Source organism: Nocardioides potassii (assembly GCF_021648885.1).
GTDB classification, from domain to species: domain Bacteria; phylum Actinomycetota; class Actinomycetes; order Propionibacteriales; family Nocardioidaceae; genus Nocardioides; species Nocardioides potassii.
On the sequence record NZ_JAKJHZ010000012.1, the window covers coordinates 12,801 to 36,008 of the forward strand.

The 23,208-nt window shown below is 71.0% G+C and carries 21 protein-coding genes; 11 read left to right on the plus strand and 10 right to left on the minus strand.

Translation table 11 applies throughout. From position 1 onward, the window contains the following. Window positions 1-13: 13 nt before the first annotated feature. The gene (gene secA, locus L2K70_RS19450) at window positions 14-2,851 is read left to right on the plus strand and encodes a preprotein translocase subunit SecA (RefSeq protein WP_236404985.1); all 2,838 of its coding nucleotides are present in this window, start codon (window positions 14-16) and stop codon (window positions 2,849-2,851) included. 1 nt (window position 2,852) lies between these two features. Here the strand turns inward: secA and L2K70_RS19455 are convergent, their stop codons facing one another. Both L2K70_RS19455 and L2K70_RS19460 read right to left on the minus strand, forming a co-directional pair. Then, window positions 2,853-3,371, minus strand: coding sequence for an Rv3235 family protein (locus tag L2K70_RS19455; RefSeq protein WP_236404986.1), 519 nt, complete (start codon window positions 3,369-3,371; stop codon window positions 2,853-2,855). Further along, window positions 3,368-4,033 carry a LysM peptidoglycan-binding domain-containing protein gene (locus L2K70_RS19460; RefSeq protein WP_236404987.1) on the minus strand — a complete coding sequence of 222 codons (666 nt, stop codon included), beginning with the start codon at window positions 4,031-4,033 and terminating at the stop codon, window positions 3,368-3,370. The genes L2K70_RS19455 and L2K70_RS19460 overlap by 4 nt, the downstream gene beginning before the upstream one ends. A gap of 177 nt (window positions 4,034-4,210) precedes the next feature. Between L2K70_RS19460 and L2K70_RS19465 the strand changes: the two genes are divergently transcribed. Beyond that, the gene (locus L2K70_RS19465) at window positions 4,211-5,542 is read left to right on the plus strand and encodes an HNH endonuclease (RefSeq protein WP_236404988.1); all 1,332 of its coding nucleotides are present in this window, start codon (window positions 4,211-4,213) and stop codon (window positions 5,540-5,542) included. A 409-nt stretch (window positions 5,543-5,951) separates the two neighbouring features. On the opposite strand, the gene L2K70_RS19470 is transcribed toward L2K70_RS19465, so the two are convergent. Together L2K70_RS19470 and L2K70_RS19475 are read right to left on the minus strand one after the other, a co-directional pair. Further along, window positions 5,952-6,245, minus strand: a complete 294-nt coding sequence (locus tag L2K70_RS19470) for a hypothetical protein (protein ID WP_236404989.1) — start codon at window positions 6,243-6,245, stop codon at window positions 5,952-5,954. A gap of 197 nt (window positions 6,246-6,442) precedes the next feature. Further along, window positions 6,443-7,051, minus strand: a complete 609-nt coding sequence (locus L2K70_RS19475; RefSeq protein ID WP_236404990.1) for a flavin reductase family protein — start codon at window positions 7,049-7,051, stop codon at window positions 6,443-6,445. A 39-nt stretch (window positions 7,052-7,090) separates the two neighbouring features. On the opposite strand from L2K70_RS19475, the gene L2K70_RS19480 reads away from it, so the two are divergent. Then, a complete protein-coding gene (locus tag L2K70_RS19480) occupies window positions 7,091-7,627 on the plus strand; it encodes a hypothetical protein (protein ID WP_236404991.1) in 537 nt (178 codons plus the stop codon). A 16-nt stretch (window positions 7,628-7,643) separates the two neighbouring features. On the opposite strand, the gene L2K70_RS19485 is transcribed toward L2K70_RS19480, so the two are convergent. The 4 genes from L2K70_RS19485 to L2K70_RS19500 are packed head-to-tail and all read right to left on the minus strand — an operon-like array spanning window position 7,644 to window position 11,029. Further along, window positions 7,644-7,973 (minus strand): sec-independent translocase, encoded by a 330-nt coding sequence (locus tag L2K70_RS19485; protein WP_236404992.1) that lies wholly within the window; start codon window positions 7,971-7,973, stop codon window positions 7,644-7,646. Window positions 7,974-7,990: 17 nt separating this feature from the next. Next, on the minus strand, window positions 7,991-9,151 hold the full coding sequence (locus L2K70_RS19490; protein ID WP_236404993.1) for an Mrp/NBP35 family ATP-binding protein: 1,161 nt from the start codon (window positions 9,149-9,151) through the stop codon (window positions 7,991-7,993). Between the two features lie 31 nt (window positions 9,152-9,182). Continuing rightward, entirely contained in the window at window positions 9,183-9,737 is a 555-nt protein-coding gene (locus L2K70_RS19495) for a DUF1003 domain-containing protein (protein WP_236404994.1), read from the minus strand. Beyond that, window positions 9,734-11,029, minus strand: coding sequence for a magnesium transporter MgtE N-terminal domain-containing protein (locus tag L2K70_RS19500; protein WP_236404995.1), 1,296 nt, complete (start codon window positions 11,027-11,029; stop codon window positions 9,734-9,736). The genes L2K70_RS19495 and L2K70_RS19500 overlap by 4 nt, the downstream gene beginning before the upstream one ends. Window positions 11,030-11,241: 212 nt before the next feature. On the opposite strand from L2K70_RS19500, the gene L2K70_RS19505 reads away from it, so the two are divergent. From L2K70_RS19505 to L2K70_RS19525, 5 genes are all read left to right on the plus strand, one after another. Then, entirely contained in the window at window positions 11,242-13,212 is a 1,971-nt protein-coding gene (locus L2K70_RS19505) for an alkaline phosphatase family protein (RefSeq protein ID WP_236404996.1), read from the plus strand. Window positions 13,213-13,296: 84 nt separating this feature from the next. After that, complete coding sequence (locus L2K70_RS19510) at window positions 13,297-14,463, plus strand: endonuclease/exonuclease/phosphatase family protein (RefSeq protein ID WP_236404997.1); 1,167 nt, start codon at window positions 13,297-13,299, stop codon at window positions 14,461-14,463. A gap of 29 nt (window positions 14,464-14,492) precedes the next feature. Continuing rightward, complete coding sequence (locus L2K70_RS19515) at window positions 14,493-16,061, plus strand: class I SAM-dependent methyltransferase (protein WP_236404998.1); 1,569 nt, start codon at window positions 14,493-14,495, stop codon at window positions 16,059-16,061. A 32-nt stretch (window positions 16,062-16,093) separates the two neighbouring features. Further along, entirely contained in the window at window positions 16,094-16,303 is a 210-nt protein-coding gene (locus tag L2K70_RS19520; RefSeq protein ID WP_236404999.1) for a DUF6752 domain-containing protein, read from the plus strand. Next, entirely contained in the window at window positions 16,300-17,337 is a 1,038-nt protein-coding gene (locus tag L2K70_RS19525) for a hypothetical protein (protein ID WP_236405001.1), read from the plus strand. The genes L2K70_RS19520 and L2K70_RS19525 overlap by 4 nt, the downstream gene beginning before the upstream one ends. Before the next feature lie 12 nt (window positions 17,338-17,349). On the opposite strand, the gene L2K70_RS19530 is transcribed toward L2K70_RS19525, so the two are convergent. Continuing rightward, window positions 17,350-17,964 (minus strand): hypothetical protein, encoded by a 615-nt coding sequence (locus L2K70_RS19530; protein ID WP_236405003.1) that lies wholly within the window; start codon window positions 17,962-17,964, stop codon window positions 17,350-17,352. 136 nt (window positions 17,965-18,100) lie between these two features. Here L2K70_RS19530 and L2K70_RS19535 point away from each other — a divergent pair, with 136 nt between their 5' ends. Beyond that, entirely contained in the window at window positions 18,101-19,294 is a 1,194-nt protein-coding gene (locus L2K70_RS19535) for an acyl-CoA dehydrogenase family protein (protein ID WP_236405005.1), read from the plus strand. 9 nt (window positions 19,295-19,303) lie between these two features. On the opposite strand, the gene L2K70_RS19540 is transcribed toward L2K70_RS19535, so the two are convergent. Then, on the minus strand, window positions 19,304-20,488 hold the full coding sequence (locus tag L2K70_RS19540) for an ROK family transcriptional regulator (RefSeq protein ID WP_236405008.1): 1,185 nt from the start codon (window positions 20,486-20,488) through the stop codon (window positions 19,304-19,306). Window positions 20,489-20,585: 97 nt separating this feature from the next. Here L2K70_RS19540 and L2K70_RS19545 point away from each other — a divergent pair, with 97 nt between their 5' ends. Further along, the gene (locus L2K70_RS19545; protein WP_236405010.1) at window positions 20,586-22,109 is read left to right on the plus strand and encodes a sugar ABC transporter ATP-binding protein; all 1,524 of its coding nucleotides are present in this window, start codon (window positions 20,586-20,588) and stop codon (window positions 22,107-22,109) included. Beyond that, window positions 22,106-23,197, plus strand: coding sequence for an ABC transporter permease (locus L2K70_RS19550; RefSeq protein ID WP_236405011.1), 1,092 nt, complete (start codon window positions 22,106-22,108; stop codon window positions 23,195-23,197). Before L2K70_RS19545 ends, L2K70_RS19550 begins: the two co-directional genes overlap by 4 nt. Window positions 23,198-23,208 lie beyond the last annotated feature (11 nt).

Genomic DNA, 23,208 nt, shown 5'->3' on the forward strand with positions numbered 1-23,208 from the left:
ACAGTTACCACTCGTGCCTGCCATCATCGACAAGCTGCTCCGCATCGGCGAGGGCAAGATCCTCCGAGAGCTCGACGCCATCGTCAAGGCGGTCAACGCCATCGAGGACGACTTCGTCAAGATGAGCGACGACGAGCTCCGCGGGATGACCGCCGAGTTCAAGGAGCGCCTCGAGGCCGGCGAGACCCTCGACGACATCATGCCCGAGGCCTTCGCCACCGTCCGCGAGGCGAGCAAGCGCGTGCTCGGGATGCGTCCATTCGACGTGCAGGTCATGGGTGCGGCCGCGCTCCACCTCGGCAACATCGCCGAGATGAAGACCGGTGAGGGCAAGACCCTCGTCGCGGTCCTCCCGTCCTACCTCAACGCGCTGGCCGGCAAGGGCGTCCACGTCGTCACGGTCAACGACTACCTCGCCAAGTTCCAGTCCGAGCAGATGGGCCGCGTGCACCACTTCCTCGGCCTGACCGTCGGCGTGATCCTGCCGTCGATGCGTCCCGCGGAGCGCCGTGAGGCCTACGCCTGCGACATCACGTACGGCACCAACAACGAGCTCGGCTTCGACTACCTGCGCGACAACATGGCCGACTCCGTCGAGGAGTGCGTGCAGCGCGGCCACTTCTTCGCGATCGTCGACGAGGTCGACTCGATCCTCATCGACGAGGCCCGCACCCCGCTCATCATCAGCGGCCCGACGCAGGACGAGGTGAAGTGGTACGCCGAGTTCGCCAAGCTCACGCGCCACCTCGTCAAGGACGTCGACTACGAGGTCGACGAGAAGAAGCGGACGATCTCGGTGCTCGAGCCGGGCATCACCAAGGTCGAGGACCACCTCGGGATCGACAACCTCTACGACTCGGTCAACACCCCGCTCATCTCGTTCCTGAACAACTCGATCAAGGCCAAGGAGCTGTTCCGCAACGACAAGGAGTACGTCGTCATGGACGGCGAGGTGCTCATCGTCGACGAGCACACCGGCCGCATCCTCGCGGGTCGCCGCTACAACGACGGCCTGCACCAGGCCATCGAGGCCAAGGAGAGCGTGACCGTCCGCGAGGAGTACCAGACCCTCGCCACGATCACGCTCCAGAACTACTTCCGTCTCTACGAGAAGCTCTCCGGCATGACCGGTACGGCCATGACCGAGGCCTCGGAGTTCGACAAGATCTACAAGCTCGGCGTCGTCCCGATCCCGACCAACCGCCCGATGCAGCGAGTCGACAACGTCGACCTCGTCTACCGGACCGAGGAGGCGAAGTACGAGGCCGTCGCGGACGACATCGCCGAGCGCCACGAGAAGGGCCAGCCGATCCTCGTCGGCACCGTCTCGGTGGAGAAGTCGGAGTACCTCTCCAACCTCCTGCGCAAGCGCGGCATCCCGCACACCGTCCTCAACGCCAAGCAGCACGCCGACGAGGCCAAGGTCGTCGCGCTCGCCGGCCACAAGGGTGCGGTCACGGTCGCCACCAACATGGCCGGTCGAGGCACCGACATCATGCTCGGTGGCTCGGTCGACTTCCTGGCCGACCAGGAGCTCCGCAAGCAGGGGCTCGACCCGGTCGAGACCCAGGAGGAGTACGACGCCGCCTGGCCCGCCATGGTCGAGCGGATCAAGGCCCAGGTCGCCGCCGAGCACGACGAGGTCCGCGACCTCGGCGGGCTCTACGTCATCGGCACCGAGCGCCACGAGTCGCGTCGCATCGACAACCAGCTGCGTGGTCGTTCCGGCCGTCAGGGCGACCCGGGTGAGTCCCGGTTCTACCTGTCGCTGCAGGACGAGATGATGCGGCTGTTCAAGTCGGAGTGGGTCGACCGCATCCTCACCGTGCTCAAGGTCCCCGACGACGTGCCGATCGACGCCAAGCGCGTCAGCAACGCCATCGCCGGCGCCCAGGCCAACATCGAGTCGCAGAACTTCGAGTCGCGCAAGAACGTCCTCAAGTACGACGACGTGATGAGCCGCCAGCGCGAGGTCATCTACGCCGAGCGCCGTCGCGTCCTCGAGGGGGCCGACCTCGGCGAGCAGATCCGCGGCTTCATCGACGACGTGATCACCGGCTACGTCCGCGGTGCCACCGAGGGCTACGCCGAGGACTGGGACCTCGACGCGCTGTTCACGGCGCTCGGCCAGCTCTACCCGGTCGGGCTGACCAAGGAGGGCGTGATCAAGGAGGCCGGCGGCCTCGAGAACATCAGCCGGGACAAGCTCATCGAGGACCTGCAGAAGGACGTGCAGGAGGCCTACGACCGCCGCGAGGACGAGATGGGCGAGGAGGTCCAGCGCGAGCTCGAACGTCGCGTGGTCCTGTCCGTGCTCGACCGCAAGTGGCGCGAGCACCTCTACGAGATGGACTACCTCCGCGAGGGCATCTACCTGCGGGCCTACTCGCAGCGCGACCCCCTCGTCGAGTACCAGCGCGAGGGCTTCGACATGTTCGCCGCGATGATGGACGGCATCAAGGAGGAGTCGGTCGGCTTCCTGTTCAACCTCCAGGTCGAGGTCGAGGACGACGAGCCCGACACCGCCGAGGCCGAGGAGGTCCCGGCAGCGCCGGTGACCCCGCAGGTCTCCGCGGCCACCCCTCAGATCGACTTCGCCCAGGCGCAGGCGCACGCCCACCCGCAGATCCGGGCCAAGGGCCTCGAGAAGCAGAAGCGTCCGCAGAACCTGTCCTACAGCGCGCCGTCCGAGGACGGCGACGCCGAGGTGCGCGCCGCCGCGACCGAGGTGGACGACGAGTTCGCCGGCATCGGACGCAACTCGCTGTGCCCCTGCGGGTCGGGACTGAAGTTCAAGCGCTGCCACGGCGCCCCCGGCGGGGCCTCCGGCCGCGCCACCATGGGCGGATAGGTCAGCCCCAGGCGATCGCGACGCACTGCCAGCGGTCCCGCACGACCTCGAAGCGTGCGGCGACCGCCCGCGAGCGGCGGCCGTAGCGCACGTGGGCGCTCGCCTCGACGGCGTCGGTGCGGACCATCGCGGTGCGTACGCCGACCACGACGGGGCGGGCCGGGTGGGGTCCTCGGACCTGACCGGGGGCCGTGCCGAGGGCGGTCGTGATCGCGCGCGAGCGCGCCGTGAGGTCGTCGTACACCTCGGGGACGCAGTGGCGCAGCACCTGCGCGACCGGCCGGTCGCCTGCGGCGATCTCGACGGTCGCCTGGAGGTAGCGCCCGACGAACGCGTCGACGTGGCTTCGCTCGGCGGCCGCGACGGGCACCAGGTCGAGGGTGCGGGTGCTGCGCACCCGCAGGCGTGGGGGAGCGGTGCGCGGGGTGAGGTCGAGTGCGAGCGATCCCTGCACGCTCGTCATCGGTGCGGGCGTGCGCAGCGGGATCACCCGTGCGTGCTCGCAGTGCGTGTCGCTCATGGTCGGTCTCCGTCCTGGTCGATCGAGGTGTGGGTGGGTCCGGGCAGGCGGAGCACCTGTCCCGGGAGGATGAGGTCGGGGTCGTCGCCCACGACGTCCCGGTTGGCTCGCCAGATGAGGCGCCACCGCTCGTCGAGCGAGCCGGTGCCGGGGTGGGCCAGCGCGATGGAGGAGAGCGAGTCGCCGGGGCGTACGACGTAGGTGGCGCCGGTCGCCGGTGACGCTGCCTGCTGCGGTGGCGGCCGAGGTGACGTGCGGTGACGCGCGGGGGCGGCCGCTCGCTCGGGGAGCGGTAGGCCGGCCAGCAGCTCGCTCCCGTCCCCTCCGGCCGCCATCGCGGGCACGCTGGTGCCGGCCACGACCGCCACGCCGCACGCGACGAGCACCAGGCGCCTCGTCGCCCCGCCGGCCGACACCCGGCCGCGGAGCAGGTCGACGACCGTGGCCGTCGTGACGAGCCACAGCCAGCCGAGTGCGAGCGCCAATGCGGTCGCGCACGCGGCGACCACGACCTCGTCGACCTCGGCGACCCCGTCGACCGCCGCGGCCGAGCGGGTCGCCGCCCACGCGCCGGGCACAGTGGCGACCGCGAGCACGGCCGCGCCGCTGACGGCCAGCCAGACGGCGAGCGGTCGGAAGAGCGGAGCCGGGACCCGAGACATCACACGAACCTTTCGTTTGCGTGTGTTTGCCTCATTCAACGTGCTTTAGCGACAGCCGTCAACGGCTTGCCGGAGGCTGTGGATGGACGCGCCACGGCCGCCTCCGCCAGTGCCGTGTTGACGACCGGGGGATCATCTGTGACAATAGAACGCATGTTCGATTAGCGAGGAGGCGAGATGGCGAACAGGTCGAACAGCGTGGGCGAGCTCCACGCAGTTGCCGACCTCCTGGCGACGCTCGTTCCCTCGGGCGACGGCGGTGTCGACCTCCTCGACCAGCTCGACGCCCTCGAGCGCGTCAAGTCGGCGGCCGCGGCGGCCCAGGTCGTCGTGACGGCCGCCTTCGCCGATGCCGCGGACACCGAGGCAGAGACGGTTCCCGGTCGACGTACGCCACCGCGGGCGATGTCGATCGGCGCCGAGGTCGCGCTCGCCACGCTGGCCAGCCCCTACTCCGGCGAGCAACGAGTTCTCCTCTCGCGTCGCCTGCGCGACGACCTCCCCCTCGCCTTGGCCGCACTCCGGCGAGGCGAGCTGACCGAGGACCGAGCCTTCGCGATCGCTCGCGAGGTCGCACACCTCGATCCCGAGCAGCGGCGTCGTGTCGACCACGACCTCGGTCCGCAGCTTCCCGGCCTCGGCGACCTCCGGCTCCGGCAGGCCGTACGCCGCTCCTGCCTGACGGTCGCGGCCGACGCCGAGACTCGTCGATACCGCCGCGCCCGCGCCGACCGTCGCGTGGGGAGCCGCCAGCTCGATGACGGCACGGGACAGCTCGTCGCCACGCTCCCGCTCGAAGACCTCGCCGCCGTGCGTGCCGCGCTCGACGCCGCCGCGGCGAAGGCCCGGGCAGACGCCGACGAGCGCACCGCCGGGCAGGTCCGCGCCGACACCCTTGTCGCCCGCATCACCGGGACCGATCCCGCCACCGACGTCGCCTCGGTGCGGGTCAACCTCGTCATCGGAGTCGAGTCACTGCTCGGCGCCGGCACCGAACCCGGACTCCTCCCGGGTGTGGGGCCTCTGCCGGCCGCTCTCTGCACCGACCTGGTCCGCAGCGCCAGCGCCGCGGCGAAGGCCACCCTGCGCAGGCTGTTCGTGGCGCCTGGCGAGCGTGCCCTGGTGGCAATGGAGTCGACCAGCCGCACCTTCGACGGCCTCCTCGCCGAGTTCCTCGACCTCCGCGACGGCGGCACCTGTCGCACCCCGGGCTGCAACGCAGCGATCCGCCACCACGACCACGTCGCCCGCGCCGCCGACGGCGGACGCACCACGTCCGACAACGGCCAGGGGTTGTGCGAGCGCTGCAACTACGTCAAGGAGACCCCCGGCTGGACCTCCTGGGTCGTCCACCCCGGCCACGCCGGCCTCCACGAGGTCCACGGGGTCACCGAGCACCTCCGGATCATCAGGTCCACCTCGCCACCGCTACCCGGCGGTGCCGCGGGGGCGCCCGCCTACTCGCCCGCCGAGCTGCAGCTCGCCAGCACGCTCACGCTGGTGGCCTGATCGGGACGACTCGGTCGCACACGTCAGTCGTGTGTCCCGCCCGCCTGTCGGCGCACCCTCGCGGTCATGGCGGCAGATCCGGATGTTCTCCGCTTCGACTGGGACACTCATCTCATGTCCAAGTATCAAGTGGGCTCGCGCGTTCAGGCGATACAAGACCCGGACTTCGGGCCAGGACCTTGGCCTGCGGAGCCCACCGGAGAGATCACGTCGTCGCCTGATGGTTCGGCCTTCACCGAGGTTGACACGAGACAGGGCACCGAGCGGATGTGGTGGGTCACGTTTGATGAGCCACAGCATGACGCTGACGGCGACGGTCCGTACAAGTCAGCGCAAGTTCTTGAGCGGTATCTACGCCCTGCCTGACATCGCTGGAGTCCGGGAGGATGATCGCGGCAGAACCGGATGCTTAGGTCGCGCTGGCGGGGTCGGCTCCGAGGAGGCGCACGAGACCGCTTCGATTGGCGTCACGCTGCTCGACGTATATGACGAAGGTCTGTTGCGACCGCGCCCTGTCTCTTGCCCAGTCGACGACCTCGATGACGTCAGCCACGTTGCTCAACCGGTACTCGTCGCAGTGCCACATCGCATGCTCTGGCGCGACGCCCGGAGGTGCGGGCGGCCGATGCCAGAAGTAGACGCGGTAGACCGGTCGGTCGTCTACCCACTCAGTGTCCCGAGGATCGACGCGTTCGACTTCCATGTGACCGAACCTAAGGGCGGGGACATCCGCTCATCGGCACGATGAGCCGATGCATCTCGGCATATCCACACATTCGGCCAGTCCGGAACAGCGCGCAGTTCACTCCAGTTCCGGACATCGTAAGCGCCAAGGTCCTGGCGGTGGCTCACATCGAGCGGCCGCCGCACCGGATGCGCGCACGACGTGGGCGTGCTGCGTCACTGGGGGCGGCGCATGTCGAACCGGTTGCTGGTGTCGATGCCGAAGTACGCCGACGGCCCACCGGCCCGCATGATCGGCTCCGCACGGGCGGTGTCGTAGATGCCGTCCACGAGCAGGTCCTCGTCGATGTGCACGCCGACCACCTCGCCGACCGTGAACCACGCGCCGCTTGCCTCGCCCGACGCCGTCTGCAACTCGATGATCTGGGTGACGCGGCACTCGAACGTGACCGGCGCGGCGGCGACCCTCGGTGCCGAGACCTCCCGCGAGGCGGCGGCCTCGAGCCCCGCCGCCTCGAACTCGTCGAGGTCCTGGGTGGTCGAGGTGGCGTTCATCTGCTCGGCCAGGGACCGGGTGACCAGGTTCCAGGTGAACTCGCGCGTCGCCTCTGCATTGGCCACGGTCCCCTTCCAGCCGTTGCTGGAGAACCCCACCAGCGGTGGGACGTAGTTGAGCGCGTTGAAGAAGCTGTACGGCGCGAGGTTGCGGCGGCCCTCTGCGTCGAGTGTCGCGATCCAGCCGATCGGGCGGGGGGCCACGATGGAGTTGAAGGGGTCGTGCGGCAGCCGATGGCCGTCCGCGGGGCGATAGAAGTGTTCACTCACCCCTGCATCACAGCAGACCGCCCCGCATAGGCTCGGCCCATGTCCTGGGAGCACGACCTCTTCGCGCTGTTCGACGACCTCGAGGGGCAGGCGGCCGCGGCGTGGGAGGAGGAGAGGGAGGCCGAGCTCGCGGACCGGGCGCGGGCGGAGTACGGCTCGGTCACCTTCGCCAGCCGGCTGATGGCCTCGCGCGGTCGCCAGGTCGCGCTCGAGCTGCCGCACGTCGGCCGTGTCGAGGGGACCCTCGACCGCGTCGGCGACGGCTGGTGCCTGGTGGGTGGCGCGGGTCAGGACTGGATCGTGCCGGTCCACGCGATCGCGGTCGTGCACGGGGCGAGCGGGCGCTCGGTGCCCGAGGTCGCCTGGTCGGCGATCGACCGGCTCGGCCTGCGCTCCGCGCTACGGCGGCTGGCCGACGCCGACGAGCGCTGCCTGGTCCACCTCACCGACGGCACCCGCCTCGAGGCGTACGTCCAGCGCGTCGGCGCCGACTTCCTCGAGGCGCGCGGACCGGTGGGGGAGCGGCTGCTCCTGCCGTACGCCGCCCTCGTCGCGATCCAGCGTCGCGACGACTGACTGCCCGGTGTGACGCTCAGGTGGCCTCGACGTCGTAGGGCGGAACCTGGCCAGGAGGCAGCTTCTCCTCCTCGGCGGCCTGGGCCTGCTCGCGGTCCACCTCGGCCATCGCCTCGGAGATGTGCTTGCGGACGATCGCGCGCGGGTCGAGGTCGCGCAGCTGGAGGTCGGCGTACTCCGGGCCGAGCTCGGTGCGCAGCTCGTCGCGGGCGTTGGTGGCCATCCCGCGCAGCCGGTGGAGCAGCTGGGCGGCCTGGCGGGCGAGGTCGGGCAGGCGCTCGGGTCCCAGCACGACGACCGCCACCAGGGCGATGACGGCGATCTCGAGGAACCCGATGTCGAACATGCCCTAGAACCTACTGGTCAGAACCTGCTCGAGGGGGTGAGCCCGAGCTGCATCCCGGCGAGTCCGCGACCACGGCCCGAGAGCGTGCGGGCGACGCGGGTGAGCTCGCGGGCGGCCAGCGAGGTCGGGTCAGCCTCCACGATGGGCTTGCCGACGTCGCCGCCCTCGCGCAGCGAGATGTCGAGCGGGACCTGCGCCAGCACCGGTACGTCGTACCCGAACCGCTCGGAGAGCGTGGCCGCGACCCGCGCGCCGCCGCCGGTGCCGAACACCTCGAGGCGGTGGTCGTCCTCGGCGGGGCAGTGGGGGCAGGGGAGGTAGCTCATGTTCTCGACGACGCCGACGACCCGCTGGTGCATCATCGAGGCCATCGTGCCGGCGCGCTCGGCGACCTCGGCCGCCGCCTCCTGCGGGGTCGTGACGACGACGACCTCCGCGCTGGGCAGGTGCTGGCCGAGCGAGATGGCGACGTCGCCGGTGCCGGGCGGCAGGTCGAGCAGGAGGGCGTCGAGGTCGCCCCAGTAGACGTCGGCCAGCATCTGGACCAGCGCCCGGTCCAGCATGGGGCCGCGCCAGGCGACGACCTGGTCGCGGCGGGGCTTGAGCATCCCGATCGAGATCACCGAGACGCCGCTCGGGGTGGGCACGGGCATGATCAGGTCGTCGACCTGCGTGGGACGGGTGTCCGCCACGCCGAGCATCGCGGGCACCGAGTGCCCGTAGATGTCGGCGTCGACGATGCCGACCTTCAGGCCCTCGGCGGCGAGTGCGAGGGCGAGGTTGACGGTGACCGACGACTTGCCGACCCCGCCCTTGCCGCTGGCGATCGCGTAGACCTTGGTGAGCGAGCCGGGCTGGGCGAAGGGGATCTCGCGCTGGGCGCGGCCGTCGCTGAGGATCTCCTTGAGGCCGGCGCGCTGCTCGGCGGTCATCACGCCGAGGCTGAGGTCGACGGCCGTGACGCCCTCGACGGCGGTCACGGCGGTCGTCACGTCACGGTCGATCGTGTCCTTGAGTGGGCACCCTGCCACCGTCAGCAGCACGTGGACGGCGACCGAGCCGTCGCCCGCGACCTCGACGGAGTCCACCATCCCGAGCTCGGTGATCGGACGCTTGATCTCCGGGTCGTTGACGGTCGCCAGGGCGTCCATCACCTGCTGCTGCGTGGGGGTGCTCATGATCCCTGAGTCTACGAGCAGCCCTGTGGGACTAGGTCCCCGACCGGGGACCGGGCTCGTCCGGTGTGGGCGGCGTCTCGTCGGACGCCTCGTCGCGGGGATCGTGCTGCATCTGCTCGATGTCGTTGAGCAGGCCGCGCAGCTCGGAGCGGAGGAAGTCGCGGGTGGCGACCTCGCCGACCGACATGCGCAGGGAGGCCACCTCGCGGGCGAGGAACTCCATGTCGGCATGGGCCCGCGCGTTGGCCTGCCGGTCCTGCTCGGCGACCACCTTGTCGCGCTGCTCCTGCCGGTTCTGCGCGAGCAGGATGAGGGGTGCGGCGTAGGACGCCTGCAGGCTGAGCATCAGCGTCAGGAAGATGAACGGGAACTTGTCGAACCGCAGCTCACGAGGCGCCAGCACGTTCCAGCAGATCCAGATCGCGACGAACGCGGTCATCCAGAGCAGGAACTTCGCGGTGCCCATGTAGCGCGCGAACGACTCGGCGAAGACGCCGAACGCGTCGGCGTCCACCGTCGGTCGCCGCACGATCTGGCGCCGGGTGTCACGCGGGGTGTCGAGGCGCTCCCGCCGGGCGTCGCTCATCCGGCCCGCCCTGCCGTGGGCCCGCCGTTGATGGAGCCGGGCCGGGGGGCCCGGTCACGCCAGTTCTCGGGGAGCATGTGGTCGAGCAGGTCGTCGACAGTGACGGCACCGAGCAGGCGGCCCTCGTCGTCGACGACGGGCGCCGCGACCAGGTTGTAGGTCGCGAGGTGCGCGGCCACCTCGTCCATCGACGCGTCCGGGCGCAGCGGGTCCATGGAGTCGTCGAGCGCCGCAGCGACGAGCGTCGACGGCGGCTCGCGCAGCAGCCGCTGGATGTGTGCGGCGCCGAGCAGCTTGCCGGTCGGGGTCTCCAGCGGCTGGCGGCAGACGTAGACGAGCGCGGCGAGCGCCGGGGTGAGCTCGGGGTTGCGCACGTGGGCGAGGGCGTCGGCGATGGTCGCGTCGGGGGACAGTATCACCGGCTCGGGCGTCATCATCGCGCCCGCCGTGTTGTCGTCGTACGACATCAGGCGGCGCACGTCCTCCGCCTCTTCGGGCTCCATCAGCCCGAGCAGGGTGGCCGCGGTCTCGGGATTGAGGTCGGCGATCAGGTCGGCTGCGTCGTCGGCCGACATCTCCTCGAGGATGTCGGCCGCGCGCTCGGAGTCGAGGTGCTCGAGGATCTCGACCTGGTCCTCCTCGGGCAGCTCCTCCAGCACGTCGGCGAGCCGCTCGTCGTCGAGCGCCGCCACGACCGCCGTACGGCGCTCTGCCGGCAGGTCGTGGATCATGTTGGCCGCGTCGGCCGGGCGCATGTCGTTGAGCGCGGCGATGAGGTGCGTGGCGCCCTGGGTGGGCTCGTGCCTGGTGAGCCCGGTGACGTCGCGCCACTCGACGACGTGCGTCTGGCCGCGTCGTCGGAAGCCCTTGCTGGGCTCCTGCAGGGCCACCCGGGAGAGCACCCAGTCGCGGTTGCGGGCCTGCTCCATCGCGACGTCGTAGACCACGCCGGTGACGCCGCCGTCGCGGGCGGAGTCCTTGATGGTCACGGTGCGGTCGAGCATCTGGCCCATCACCAGGGTCTCGGTCGAGCGCTGCTCGAACCGGCGCATGTTGAGCAACCCCGTGGTGTGCACCTGGCCGCTGTCGATCGCGGTGATCCGGGTCATCGGCACGAAGATCCGTCGCCGGCCGAAGACCTCCGCGACCATGCCGAGCACGCGCGGCTGGCTCGTCTCGGTCCGCATCGCGACGACCAGGTCGCGCACCTTCGCCACCTGGTCACCCTGGGGGTCGAAGATCGGGAGTCCGACGAGCCGGGCCACGAAGACGCGGGTCGGGGTGGTGCTCACGACGGCAACGGTAGCGTGCGCCTCGTCCGCAGCACGGCGGGCGCGCAGCCTTCCGGAAGGACGGTTCGCAGGGGGGTGGTTGGTGTACCCTCGAAGCGCAGGAGTCACTCCTGTCACATCGATCGGGTTCGGGGCACACGCTCGAGGGGCCGCGGTCGCACCCCTCCACGACGCCAAGACTTCCCCGTACGACGACTTGTGAGGCCGCCGCCATGCCCGCCAGCACCACCACGTCCTGGAACTCACGCCTGATGCTGCGCGTGGGTGCGATCTCTGCCGCTCTGGCGGTCGCCGCCACGGTCGCCGTGGCCTCCGGTTCCGATCCCGTGGGCCCCGCAGCGCCCGCTGCGGCCACGACCGTCGCCTCACCGACGGCGACCCCGACGACGTCCAGCACGTCGACGACGACTGCCGCTCCCAGGCAGGCCGCGCTCACGGTGCCGCAGACCACGCCCGCGACGTTCTTCCGACCGGCGACCTTCAACGTGCTCGGTGCCGACCACACCGCGCCCGGCGGCAACCGCAAGGGCTGGGACTCGGGTGTCGTACGTATCGAGCGGGTCGTCCAGATCATCCAGCAGAACTCCGTCGACGTCGTCGGCTTCCAGGAGTTCCAGCCGCCGCAGGCCCTGCGCTTCCAGGAGCTCACCGGCACGTCGTGGCAGACCTACCCAGGAGCGAACAACGCGGCCGGTCCGTCGGTGAACTCGATCGCGTGGCGCACCGACGTCTGGCAGCTGCTCGAGTCCCGCACGCTCCCGATCCCCTACTTCGACGGCGTCCCGAGCCGCATGCCAGCCGTCCTCCTGCAGAACATCGAGACCGGCCGCCGGGTCTGGTTCTTCAACACGCACAACCCTGCCGACGTGCGCGGCCCGGCGCAGCAGTGGCGCGACGCCGGCTTCGCGATGGAGGCGGCGCTCGCCAACGAGCTGCGCACGACCTACCCCGACGCCCCCTTCATCTCCTTCGGCGACAAGAACGACCGGGCGCGCTACTACTGCTCCGTCGCCCCCGTCGCGGACATGTGGTCGGCGAGCGGCGGCTACGTCGACGGCGGGACCTGCTCGGCCCCGACCGGTGGCGCGATCGACTGGATCATGGGCACCAAGAACGTCTTCTTCAACGGCTACACCCGCTACTGGAACGACTTCGTCGCCCAGACCAGCGACCACCCCCTCTACTACGCCAACGCCGTCGTTCCCGCGTCGCGTCCCGCCGGCGTCGACCACGTGGTCGTCGTTGCGGTCCCGGGCCTGACCTCGACGGTCGTGCGCAAGATGGGCACGCAGCTCAGCGAGCTCGACCGGATGGTCCAGGGCGGAGCGTCGACGCGCAACGCCCGCACTGCTGCGGAGTCCACCTCGCCGGATGCGGGCATCGTGTCGCTGCTCACCGGTCGGCGGGTTTTCCCGAAGCGCGGCGGCCACGGCGTCGGCTCGAAGCCCACCCTCCCGAGGACCGTCCACGACTCGGCGGGGCAGTACGTCTCGAGCGTCTTCGACCTCGCGCACAACATGTCGCGCCGCACGAGCTTCGTCTCGAGCCGGCCGCAGAGCAAGCTCGTGCGCGAGAGCTGGAACAAGAAGTCCGGCGGCAAGGACCCCTACGGCGTCGACGACGGCACCGCCAAGTTCGACCAGGTCAAGACGCTGCGCGACGACGCCGCGGTCGTGGGCTGGTGGAAGGGCAAGATGTCGAGCAGCCCCGCCGCGCTCAGCGTGGTCGAGCTGTCCGGTGCCGAGCGCGCCGGGACGGCGTCCGGCTGGACGAGCGACACCTACGAGAAGGCGGTCAAGAAGGTGTCCCGCCGGGTGGCGGCGATCCGTCGCGGCATCCAGCGCCAGCCGGAGATGAACGGCACCACGCTGCTGGTCGTCACGGGCACCAGCGGAGCCCAGAAGACGAAGGGCTCCTCCCGGACGTGGGTGGAGAGCTACCGGGTGCCGATGTTCATCACCGGCCCGGGCGTCCCGGCCGGTGCCGACCTCTACGGCCTCAACCCGTCGCGGGCCTACCCGGGCAAGGCGCAGGTCGGCTACTCCGGCCCGCAGCCGATCCGCCTCGGCGACCTGGCCAACCTGGTCGACCGGACGCTCGGCCTGCCCCCGGTCCCGGGATCGACCCACGACCCCGAGCAGCTGTTCCAGGTCTTCGATCCACTCTCCGTGCCGGGATCCTGATCGCCGGTTAGGCTTGGCCTCCCCCGAGCCACCCGTCGAACAGTCCTCGGTGCACGTCGGCTCCCGTTCCTCCCGAAGGTGGCCGTGAACCCCAACCAGCGCCCGACCCGCCCGCGCGCCCTCCCGGTGCCGCGCGTGGCGGTGGCGGTCGTGGTCGCCGTGCTCGTCGGCCTGCTCGCCGTCGCCGCCACCTGGGCGGTCACTGACGACGGTGACGCCACCTCAGGCACCGCGCCCGAGGCGCAGGGGCAGCCGACCGGTGCGTACGACGGGTCCGGGACGGACGCCTCGGACGACGACGGCGACGGTGGCACGACCGACGACGAGGGCACGGGTGACGACGGCGGGACGACCGGCGCCAAGGGTGACCGAGGCTCCGGCTCCGGCACGGCGGGCGCGAACCGCGACGAGAAGCTCGAGAAGTCCGTACGCCGCTTCCGCGCCGCCCAGCGCAGGCTCGCGCAGCGGGTGGCCAAGCAGCTGACCCGCCGCATGGCGACCGTGGAGCTCAACGTGGCGTCGTTCAACGTGCTCGGCGCCTCCCACACCGGCGCCGGTGGCAACAAGCCGGCGTACTACCCGGACGCCTCCGCCCGCATGAACATGGCCATCGGCGTGCTGCGCTCCCAGGCCATCGACGTGGTCGGGTTCCAGGAGTTCGAGGCCTCGCAGTACGGCATGTTCGCGGCGCGGGCGGGGGAGTACTCGCTCTACCCGGGGCTCTCGCTGGGCGACAAGTCGGTGCGGTTCAACATCGCGTGGCGCTCGAGCGCGTTCCAGCTGGTCGAGGCGCACACCCTGTCCATCCCCTACGCCGGCGGCAGCCGCATCGAGATGCCGGTCGTGCTGCTGGAGTCGACCACCACCGGGCGCCGGGCCTGGTTCGCCAACTTCCACAACCCGGCCGACACCCCCAGCCTCGGCAACAACGCCCGCTGGCGCGCCGAGGCGGCGGGCATCGAGATCGCCCACCTGACCGCGCTGCACCAGCAGGACGGCACGCCCGTCATCGTCACCGGCGACTTCAACGAGCGCGCGGAGATCTTCTGCCGCTTCACCGCCTCGGGCGTCTTCGCGGCGGCCGCGGGTGGGAGCGGCGTCGGGGGGTGCGCCCCGCCGCCGAGCATGCAGGTCGACTGGATCTTCGGGTCCAGCGGCGTGACCTTCGACAGCTACGGCGTGATCCCCACCGGCCGGGCCAGCGACCACAGCATGGTGCGGGCCCGTGCGACGCTGGTCGCCGTCGAGTGAGCCGGGTCCCCCTCGATATAGTGCGCGCCGTGAAAGCCCTGTCCCAGCTGCGACGATCCGGCCCGCTGGACGTCCGCCGGGTGGGGGTCGACGGACTGGTGATCGGGCCGCAGCGCGACCGCCTGGTCGACGTGGCGTTCGACGGTCGCCGCATCTGGAGCTTCTGGCTGATGCGCGACGGCGAGGAGACCGACGACGGGGTTCTCCTGACCTGGCCCAAGCCGCTGCGGCCCTTCCTCGACGGGGTCACCGACCTGACCCTCACCGACCCCGGCACCGAGGACGTGCTCCACGCCGAGACCGTCCGGTTCGGAGAGGGCACCGGGCGCATCGACGTCGTCAACGCCGCGGGCCGTCCGCTCGCCATCGACAAGTCGCTCAAGCTCGTCGAGACCTTCGACACCCGCGACGCCGCGCAGGTCGAGCCGCTGCTCGACGCGATCGAGGAGGTCCTCGGCGCGCTCGACAAGGTCGGCGTCCGCGCCTTCCTGGCGTACGGCACCGCGCTGGGCGCCATCCGCGACGGGGGCCTGATCGGCCACGACAGCGACGCCGACCTCGGCTACGTCAGCGACCACGACCACCCGGTCGACGTGATCCGCGAGTCCTTCCGGATCCAGCGCGCGCTGACCGACATGGGCTACCGGGTCACCCGCTACTCCGCCATCGCGCTCAAGGTGCACGTCACGGAGAGCGACGGTCTCGACCGCGGGCTCGACGTCTTCGGCGGGTTCATGCGCGACGGCAGGCTCTACCTCATGGGCGAGATCGCCGTCCCGTTCGAGCGGTCGTGGATCTACCCCCTCGGCTCGGCCACCCTGGAGGGTCGCGAGCTCCCGGTGCCGGCCGACAAGGACCGGTTCCTGACCGCCACCTACGGGCCCGGCTGGCGCACGCCCGACCCGGCCTACAAGTTCACGACCCCCGCCAGCACGATCGAGCTCTTCAACGGCTGGTTCCGGGGGATGCGCACGGGCCGCGCGGGGTGGCACGGCTACCACAAGCGCACGGCCGACCACGCGCGCGCGGTGTCAGCCGTCGCGCGCGAGGTGGCCGAGCGGCACCCCGACCTGGCGACGTACGTCGACATCGGCTGCGGCCGCGGCACGGACGTGGCGTGGTTCGCCGACCGGGGCACCTCCGCGGTCGGGCTGGACTTCCAGCCATACGCCTACGAGCCCGAGGCCGAGCGCCGCGCCGACGACCCGCGCGTCACCTTCCAGCTCTTCAACCTGCTCGAGCTGCGACACGTGCTCGCCGTATCGGCCTGGGTCGCGCGCATGCCGGGCCCGCGCGCCGTCGGCTGCGTCCACGTGATCGAGCGGCTCGGCCACCGCGGGCGGCTCAACATGCTGCGTGCCGCGAGGATGATGGTCGCCGGGACCTCGGGGACGCTGCACCTGCAGTTCCTGAGCGAGAAGGGACGCGACAGCTACGCCCGGCGCACCGGCGCCCGCAAGCCGCTGTCGCCCGAGGTCGTGCTGGCGGAGGTCGCCGAGTCCGGCGGTCACGTGCTGGAGCTGGTGCGCGAGCACGTGTCCGACGACCCGCAGAGCTCGCAGGTGTGTCGCATGACGATCGACTTCCAACCACACTGATTTCTGGCACCCGGAAGGGTAGGGACATCCACATGTTCGGACGACGCACCACGCAGGCCCACGGCGACGACCTCGCGGCGCGGGTCACCGCGCTCGAGGAGGCCGTGCAGGAGAACCGCGCGCTCAACGTGAGGCTGGCCGAGCTCACCGACGTCGTCACCGAGCTGCTGCTGCCCGTCGCCGCCCGCGACGAGCAGAAGCTGGAGGCGCTCCTCGAGAAGTACCGCGGGGACTTCTCGTGAGCCCGGGCCGGGTGCTGCTGCACATCGGCCTACCGAAGACCGGCACCACCTACCTCCAGCAGGTCGTGTGGCGCAACCGGGACCGACTGGCGACCGACGGCGTCCACCTCCCCGGGTTCGGGCACCGTGAGCACCTGTGGGCCGCGCTCGACCTGCAGGAGCGTCCGCGCCTGGCCAAGCGGCACCGCGACGCCCCCGGCGCGTGGGGCCGCCTCGTCGAAGAGGCCAACGGGCAGTCGCGCGACGTGCTCCTGACCCACGAGTTCCTCTGCGGGGCGACCGCGGAGCAGGCGGCCCGCGCGATCGAGGCCTTCCCCGGGTCCGAGGTGCACCTCGTCGTCACCGCCCGCGACGCCGCGAGCGTGGTGTCCGCGGGGTGGCAGGAGTCGGTCAAGAACGGCGGCACCGTCGACCTGCCGGCGGTGCTCGCCGGCAAGTCGGCGGGAGGACCCGAGTTCAGCATGCGCACCTGGGACCTCGCCGGGGTGCTGGAGCGGTGGACGCCCGCCCTGCCGTCGGACCGCGTCCATGTCCTGGTGATGCCCGGCAGCGGTCAGCCGCACGACCAGCACTGGCGCCACTTCGCCGACGTGCTCGGGGTGGACCCGGACGCCTACGACCTGCCCACCGACGCGGTCAACCCCGCCCTCGGGATCGTGCAGATCGAGATGCTGCGGCAGGTCAACGCCCACCTGCCGTCGTACTCCGCCCATGACCGTGGCGTGTGGATCCGCGGCTACCTCGCCGAGGACCTGCTCGCCCGGCAGCCGCGCGAGCGCGGGGCGATGCCGGCCGAGCACCGCGCGCGGTTCGCCGAGCTCGACCGGGCGGCCACCGAGCTGATCACCGAGCGTGGCTTCCACGTCCTCGGCGACCTGTCCGGACTGTCCCCGCAGCAGTCGTCGAGCGCGGGGCGCGAGCCGGGGACGGTCTCGGCGGACGAGCTCGTCGAGTCGGCGGCGCGACTGGTCGCGGACATGGTCGCGGACGTCCGCGCAAGCTCGGGGGACGTGCCGCCGCGCTCGGGTCGGTGAGTCCCGGCCCGCTCAGCCCTCCTGCGTGGGTGCGTCCTCCGCCGGGATGAGGGACTTGGCCAGCTCGGTGACGGTGTCCTGGTCGGCACCCTGCAGGACGACCGTGCTGCCCTTGAGCTCGTGCGTGAGCACCGTCGCGCCGTCGTTGTCCCACGCCGACCAGGTGCCGATGCCCCAGGCGGAGAGGTCGACGTCGCCGGACGACGCGAGGTCGGGCTGGTCGGCGAGCACCGCGTCCGTGTCGCCCGGGAACTGGTCGAGCGTGACGTCTCCGCTGGGCGCGGTGTACTCCATGTGCCACCACTGCGGCTTCGCCCGGTAGCCGCCGCCCGCCGTGGTCCAGCCGTCGGGGAGCGTGGAGGGCACCATCGTGATGAGGTCGTCGGCGACGGCCCGCAGCGCGGCGTTCTTGTACTGCGCCTTCACCGCCGGCTCGTCACCGAAGTCGATGAGCATCGCCGCTGCGGGGGTCTCGGTGGTCGTCTCGCTGGGCGTCTCCGACGGCGTGGTCGAGGTTGAGGCGTCCGCGGACGGGTCCTCGGCGCGGGACGAGTCGTCGCCGCATCCCCCCACGAGCAGGACGAGCGATGCCCCGAGGGCCGGAACGGTCAGGCGGGTGGCTCGCATGCACTCCAGTGTCTCACGCGCGCCCCCACCGGGGTGTGACAACAGTCTCGGAGCCGGACCCTGCCCAGGTGAACGACCGATAACTAGACTCCCCGGGAGCTCGACCCCGCGTCCGCGACTGCACAGGAGCCCGCCCATGCCTCGCCTCTGCCAGACCGACGGCCTCACCGAGGACCAGACCGACATCCTCAAGGCGGTCCGCCAGTTCGTGGACGAGAAGATCATCCCGGTCGCCACGGAGCTCGAGCACGCCGACGAGTACCCGACCGAGATCGTCGAGGGCCTCAAGGAGCTCGGCATCTTCGGGCTGATGATCCCCGAGGAGTACGACGGCCTCGGCGAGTCGCTGCTGACGTACGCGCTGTGCGTCGAGGAGATCGCCCGCGGCTGGATGAGCGTCTCCGGCGTCATCAACACCCACTTCATCGTTGCCTACATGCTGATGCAGCACGGCACGGAGGAGCAGAAGAAGAAGTACCTCCCGCGGATGGCCGCCGGCGAGGTCCGCGGTGCCTTCTCGATGTCGGAGCCGGGCCTCGGGTCGGACGTCTCCGCGATCTCGACCAAGGCCGTCAAGGACGGCGACGACTACGTCATCAACGGCCAGAAGATGTGGCTGACCAACGGTGGCTCGTCGACCCTGATCGCCGTGCTGACCAGGACCGACGAGGGCGCCGAGTCGGTCTACAGGAACATGACGACCTTCCTGGTGGAGAAGGAGCCCGGCTTCGGCGAGACCGCTCCGGGGCTCACGATCCCCGGCAAGATCGACAAGATGGGCTACAAGGGCGTCGACACGACCGAGGCCGTCTTCGACAACCACCGCATCTCGGCCGAGCAGGTCCTCGGTGGTGAGCCCGGCAAGGGCTTCTACCAGATGATGGACGGCGTCGAGGTGGGCCGGGTCAACGTCGCGGCCCGCGCCTGTGGCATCGCCAACCGGGCCTTCGAGCTCGGCATCGCCTACGCCCAGCAGCGCGAGACCTTCGGCAAGCCGATCGCCGAGCACCAGGCGGTGCTGTTCCGCCTCGCCGAGATGGCCACGAAGGTCGAGACCGCCCACACGATGATGGTGAAGGCCGCGCGCCTCAAGGACTCCGGCCAGCGGATGGACGTCGAGGCCGGCATGGCGAAGATGCTCGCCAGCGAGTACTGCAACGAGGTCGTCGAGGCGTCGTTCCGCATCCACGGCGGCTACGGCTACTCCAAGGAGTACGAGATCGAGCGCCTCTACCGCGAGTCGGCCTTCATGCTCATCGGCGAGGGCACCTCCGACATCCAGAAGATGATCATCGGCCGGAGCCTGCTGAAGGACTACGCCCTGCGCTGAGGTCGTACCTCAGGCGCGCTCGGCCGCGGCGTCCGCCGCGGCCAGGGCCTCGCTGGCCGCCTCGACGACGTCGGGGGAGAGGACGTGCTCGATCGCCATGGCCGAGGCGCCCAGCACGGCCGCCTCGGCGCCCGCGCGCGAGGTGACGATGCGCAGGTGCTCGGTGGCGAGCGGCAGCGAGCGCTGGTAGACCGACTCGCGGATCCCCGCGAGCAGGTGCTCGCCGGCACCGGCGAGCTGGCCGCCGATGACCACGACGGACGGGTTGATCAGGTTGGTCATGGTGGCGACGACCTCGCCGATGTCACGACCGGCCTGCCGTACGACGGACATCGCCACGAGGCTGCCCGCGCGCACGAGGTCGACCACGTCGCCGCCCGACTTCGCGTCCTCGCCCTGCGCGCGGACGGCGGCGGCCAGGGCGGGCCCGGCCGCGACGGCCTCGAGGCACCCGGTGTTGCCGCACCGGCACAGCGCCTCGTCGTTGTCCCGGACGCGCACGTGCCCGAGGTCGCCCGCCGTGCCACGGGCGCCGCGCTGCAGCACCCCGCCCGACACGATGCCGGCGCCGATGCCCGTGGCGACCTTGATCAGCACCAGGTCGTCCACGTCGCGCAGGAAGGCGCGGCGCTCGCCCAGCGCCATGATGTTCACGTCGTTGTCCACGAGCACGGGGACGGGGTAGTCGGCGCGCAGGCGGGCCGGCACGTCGTAGCGGTCCCAGCCCGGCATGATCGGGGGGTTGATCGGCAGCCCGGTCGAGTGCTCGACCGGTCCGGGGAGCCCGATGCCGATCGCCGCGAGGTCCGCGATGTCGCGCCCGCTTCCCTCCACGAGCTCGCGCACGGTCTCCACGACCCAGCCGAGCACCGGCTCCGGTCCGGCCGCCACCTCGAGCTGGGCGTCGGTCTCGCCGAGGATCTTGCCGTCGAGGTCGGTCAGCGCGACCCGCGCGTGCGTCGCGCCGATGTCGGCACCGATGACCATCTTGGCGCTCGGGTTGAGCGCGAAGAGGGCCGGCGGACGGCCACCGGTGGACCGCGCGCCGCCGTAGGGAGCGACCAGGCCGAGCCGGATCAGCGTGTCGATGCGCATGGTCACGGTGGACCGGGCGAGGCCGGTCGCTTCGGCCAGCTGGGCGCGCGTCCACGGCCTTCCGTCACGGAGGAGGTCGAAGAGCTCGCCGGTTCGCACGAACGGAGTGTGACACATTCCCCTACTTTCCACACTGCCTCAGAAACTTTTGTCCGGTGCTCGACAAAAGTGCGTGACGCGTGCCACAGTTCCCCCCGTGAACTCCCAGCCGACCTCGGCACCGCTCCTCGAGATGCGCGGCATCGTCAAGCGTTTCCCCGGCGTGCTCGCGCTCGGTGGCGTCGACCTCGACGTCCGTCCCGGCGAGGTGCACTGCCTCCTCGGCCAGAACGGCGCCGGCAAGTCGACCCTGATCAAGGTGCTCTCCGCGAGCTACCAGCCCGACGAGGGCGAGATCCTCTGGGAGGGCGAGCCCGTCGCCCTCGGCACGCCGCAGGCGGCGATGAAGCTCGGGATCTCGACGATCTACCAGGAGCTGGACCTCGTGCCCGGCCTCTCGGTGGCGGAGAACATCTTCCTCGGCCACGAGCTGTCGTCGGCGGGGGTGAGCCAGCGCGGTCGCACCAACCGCGAGGCCGCCGCGCTGCTGGCCCGGCTCGGCCACAGCGAGATCTCCCCGACCCGCGAGGTCGGACGGCTCACGCCGGCCGCCCAGCAGGTCGTGAGCATGGCGCGCGCGCTCTCGCAGAACACCCGCCTCCTCGTCCTCGACGAGCCGTCGGCCGTGCTCGACCAGGGTGAGGTCGACAACCTCTTCCGGGTCATCGCCGACCTGACCGCCGAGGGCGTGGCCATCGTCTACATCTCCCACCGCCTCGAGGAGATCCGGCAGATCGGCGACCGGATCACCGTGCTCAAGGACGGCAGCACCGTCGCCACCGGCCTCGCCGTGGCCGACACGCCGACCGCCGAGCTCATCAAGCTGATGACCGGCCGCTCGATCGAGTACGTCTTCCCGCCCCGCGGCGACGCAGCAACCACCCCCCGCGAGCCCGTCCTCGAGGTCAGCGGCCTCGAGCTGCCCGGCGTGTTCTCCGGCGTCGACCTGACGGTCCACGCGGGGGAGATCGTCGGGCTGGCCGGGCTCGTCGGCGCCGGCCGCTCCGAGATCATCGAGACGGTCTACGGCGCACGTCGCCCGACCGCGGGCGTCGTACGGGTCAACGGCAAGGAGCTGCGCCGCGGATCGGTCACCGCCGCGGTGAAGGCCGGCCTCGGCCTGGCCCCCGAGGAGCGCAAGAGCCAAGGCCTCCTGCTCGACCAGGCCATCTACAGCAACATCACGGTCTCGACGATGGGCCGCTTCGCGCGCCTGGGCTTCCTCGACCGCGGCGAGGAGCGCCGCAGGTCCCGGGAGATCACCGAGTCCCTCGACGTCCGTCCGGCAGGGGTCGACCGCCTCGTGCGCCTCCTGTCGGGCGGAAACCAGCAGAAGGTCGTCCTGGCCCGCTGGCTGCTCCGCGAGTGCAAGGTGCTCCTGCTCGACGAACCCACCCGCGGCGTCGACGTGGGCGCCCGCGCCGAGATCTACACCGTCGTACGCGCCCTGGCCGACTCCGGCGTCGCCATCGTCGTCGTGTCCAGCGAGGTCGAGGAGGTGCTCGGTCTCGCCGACCGGGTGCTGGTGGTCCGTGAGGGCCGCGTCGTGCACGAAGGACCCGCCACAGAGATCGACGAGTCGCGAGTCCTCGACCTCGTCATGGAAGGAAGCGCCGCATGAGCGAGCACAGCACCACCCCGGGAACGGGTCCGGACCTGACCGGTGTGGAGAACACCGTCGGCCCCACGAGCGACACCGTCAAGGTGGAGCAGGCGGCCGCTGAGTCCGAGCGGACCTCGCACGGGGGCGGCCTGATGAGCGGCGCCTTCGGGCGCAACATCGGCCTCGTCGTCGCCCTGCTCGTGATCTGCGTGGTCGGCGTCGCGACGGCCGGCGACCGGTTCGCCAGCGTCGACAACCTGGTCACGATCCTGCGCCTCGCCTCGATCGTCGGCGTGGTCAGCATCGGGATGACCTTCGTGATCATCTCCGGCGGCATCGACCTGTCCGTCGGCGCGATCGTCGCCCTCGCGTCCGTCTGGGCCAGCACCTACGCGACCCAGAACATGGCCGAGGACACGTCCTGGCTGGTCATGGTGTTCGTGGCGCTCGCGGTGGGTGGCGCCTGCGGCCTCGTCAACGGTGTCTTGATCGCCTACGGCAACGTCGTCCCGTTCATCATGACGCTCGCGATGCTGGCCTCGGCGCGAGGCCTCGCGGAGATCATCTCCGAGCGGCGCACGCAGATCGTGCGGGTGGAGGGCTTCAAGGACTTCTGGTCGGCCGACGTCCTGGGCATCCCGCTGCTCGTGGTGATCTTCGCCCTGGTCGCGGTCGCCGGCTGGCTCCTGCTGAACCGGACGACGTTCGGGCGCCGCACCCTCGCGGTCGGCGGCAACCCGGAGGCAGCTCGCCTGGCCGGCATCAACGTCAAGCGCCACACCACCCTCGTCTACGTCCTCGTCGGCGTCTGCTGCGGCCTCGCCGCGCTGATGTACCTCGCCCGTACGTCGACCGGGAGCTCGACCCACGGCACCCTGCTCGAGCTCGACGCGATCGCCGCCGTCGTCATCGGCGGCACCCTGCTGACCGGCGGCCGCGGCACGATCGTCGGCACCGTGTTCGGCGTGCTGATCTTCAGCACGTTGAGCAACGTCTTCGTCCTCAACAACCAGGACAGCTCGACCCAGGCCGTGGCGAAGGGCCTGATCATCGTCGTCGCCGTGCTGCTCCAGCAGCGCCTGGCCCGGCGCTCGGTCTCGACCTGAGCCCACCCCGT

Coding starts and splice junctions, on each gene's coding strand:
- L2K70_RS19455 (WP_236404986.1), bottom strand. CDS start 3,371: ATGAGCGACACGCACTGCGAGCACGCACGGGTGATCCCGCTGCGCACG.
- L2K70_RS19460 (WP_236404987.1), bottom strand. CDS start 4,033: ATGTCTCGGGTCCCGGCTCCGCTCTTCCGACCGCTCGCCGTCTGGCTG.
- L2K70_RS19465 (WP_236404988.1), top strand. CDS start 4,211: ATGGCGAACAGGTCGAACAGCGTGGGCGAGCTCCACGCAGTTGCCGAC.
- L2K70_RS19470 (WP_236404989.1), bottom strand. CDS start 6,245: ATGGAAGTCGAACGCGTCGATCCTCGGGACACTGAGTGGGTAGACGAC.
- L2K70_RS19480 (WP_236404991.1), top strand. CDS start 7,091: ATGTCCTGGGAGCACGACCTCTTCGCGCTGTTCGACGACCTCGAGGGG.
- L2K70_RS19485 (WP_236404992.1), bottom strand. CDS start 7,973: ATGTTCGACATCGGGTTCCTCGAGATCGCCGTCATCGCCCTGGTGGCG.
- L2K70_RS19490 (WP_236404993.1), bottom strand. CDS start 9,151: ATGAGCACCCCCACGCAGCAGCAGGTGATGGACGCCCTGGCGACCGTC.
- L2K70_RS19495 (WP_236404994.1), bottom strand. CDS start 9,737: ATGAGCGACGCCCGGCGGGAGCGCCTCGACACCCCGCGTGACACCCGG.
- L2K70_RS19505 (WP_236404996.1), top strand. CDS start 11,242: ATGCCCGCCAGCACCACCACGTCCTGGAACTCACGCCTGATGCTGCGC.
- L2K70_RS19520 (WP_236404999.1), top strand. CDS start 16,094: ATGTTCGGACGACGCACCACGCAGGCCCACGGCGACGACCTCGCGGCG.
- L2K70_RS19530 (WP_236405003.1), bottom strand. CDS start 17,964: ATGCGAGCCACCCGCCTGACCGTTCCGGCCCTCGGGGCATCGCTCGTC.
- L2K70_RS19535 (WP_236405005.1), top strand. CDS start 18,101: ATGCCTCGCCTCTGCCAGACCGACGGCCTCACCGAGGACCAGACCGAC.
- L2K70_RS19550 (WP_236405011.1), top strand. CDS start 22,106: ATGAGCGAGCACAGCACCACCCCGGGAACGGGTCCGGACCTGACCGGT.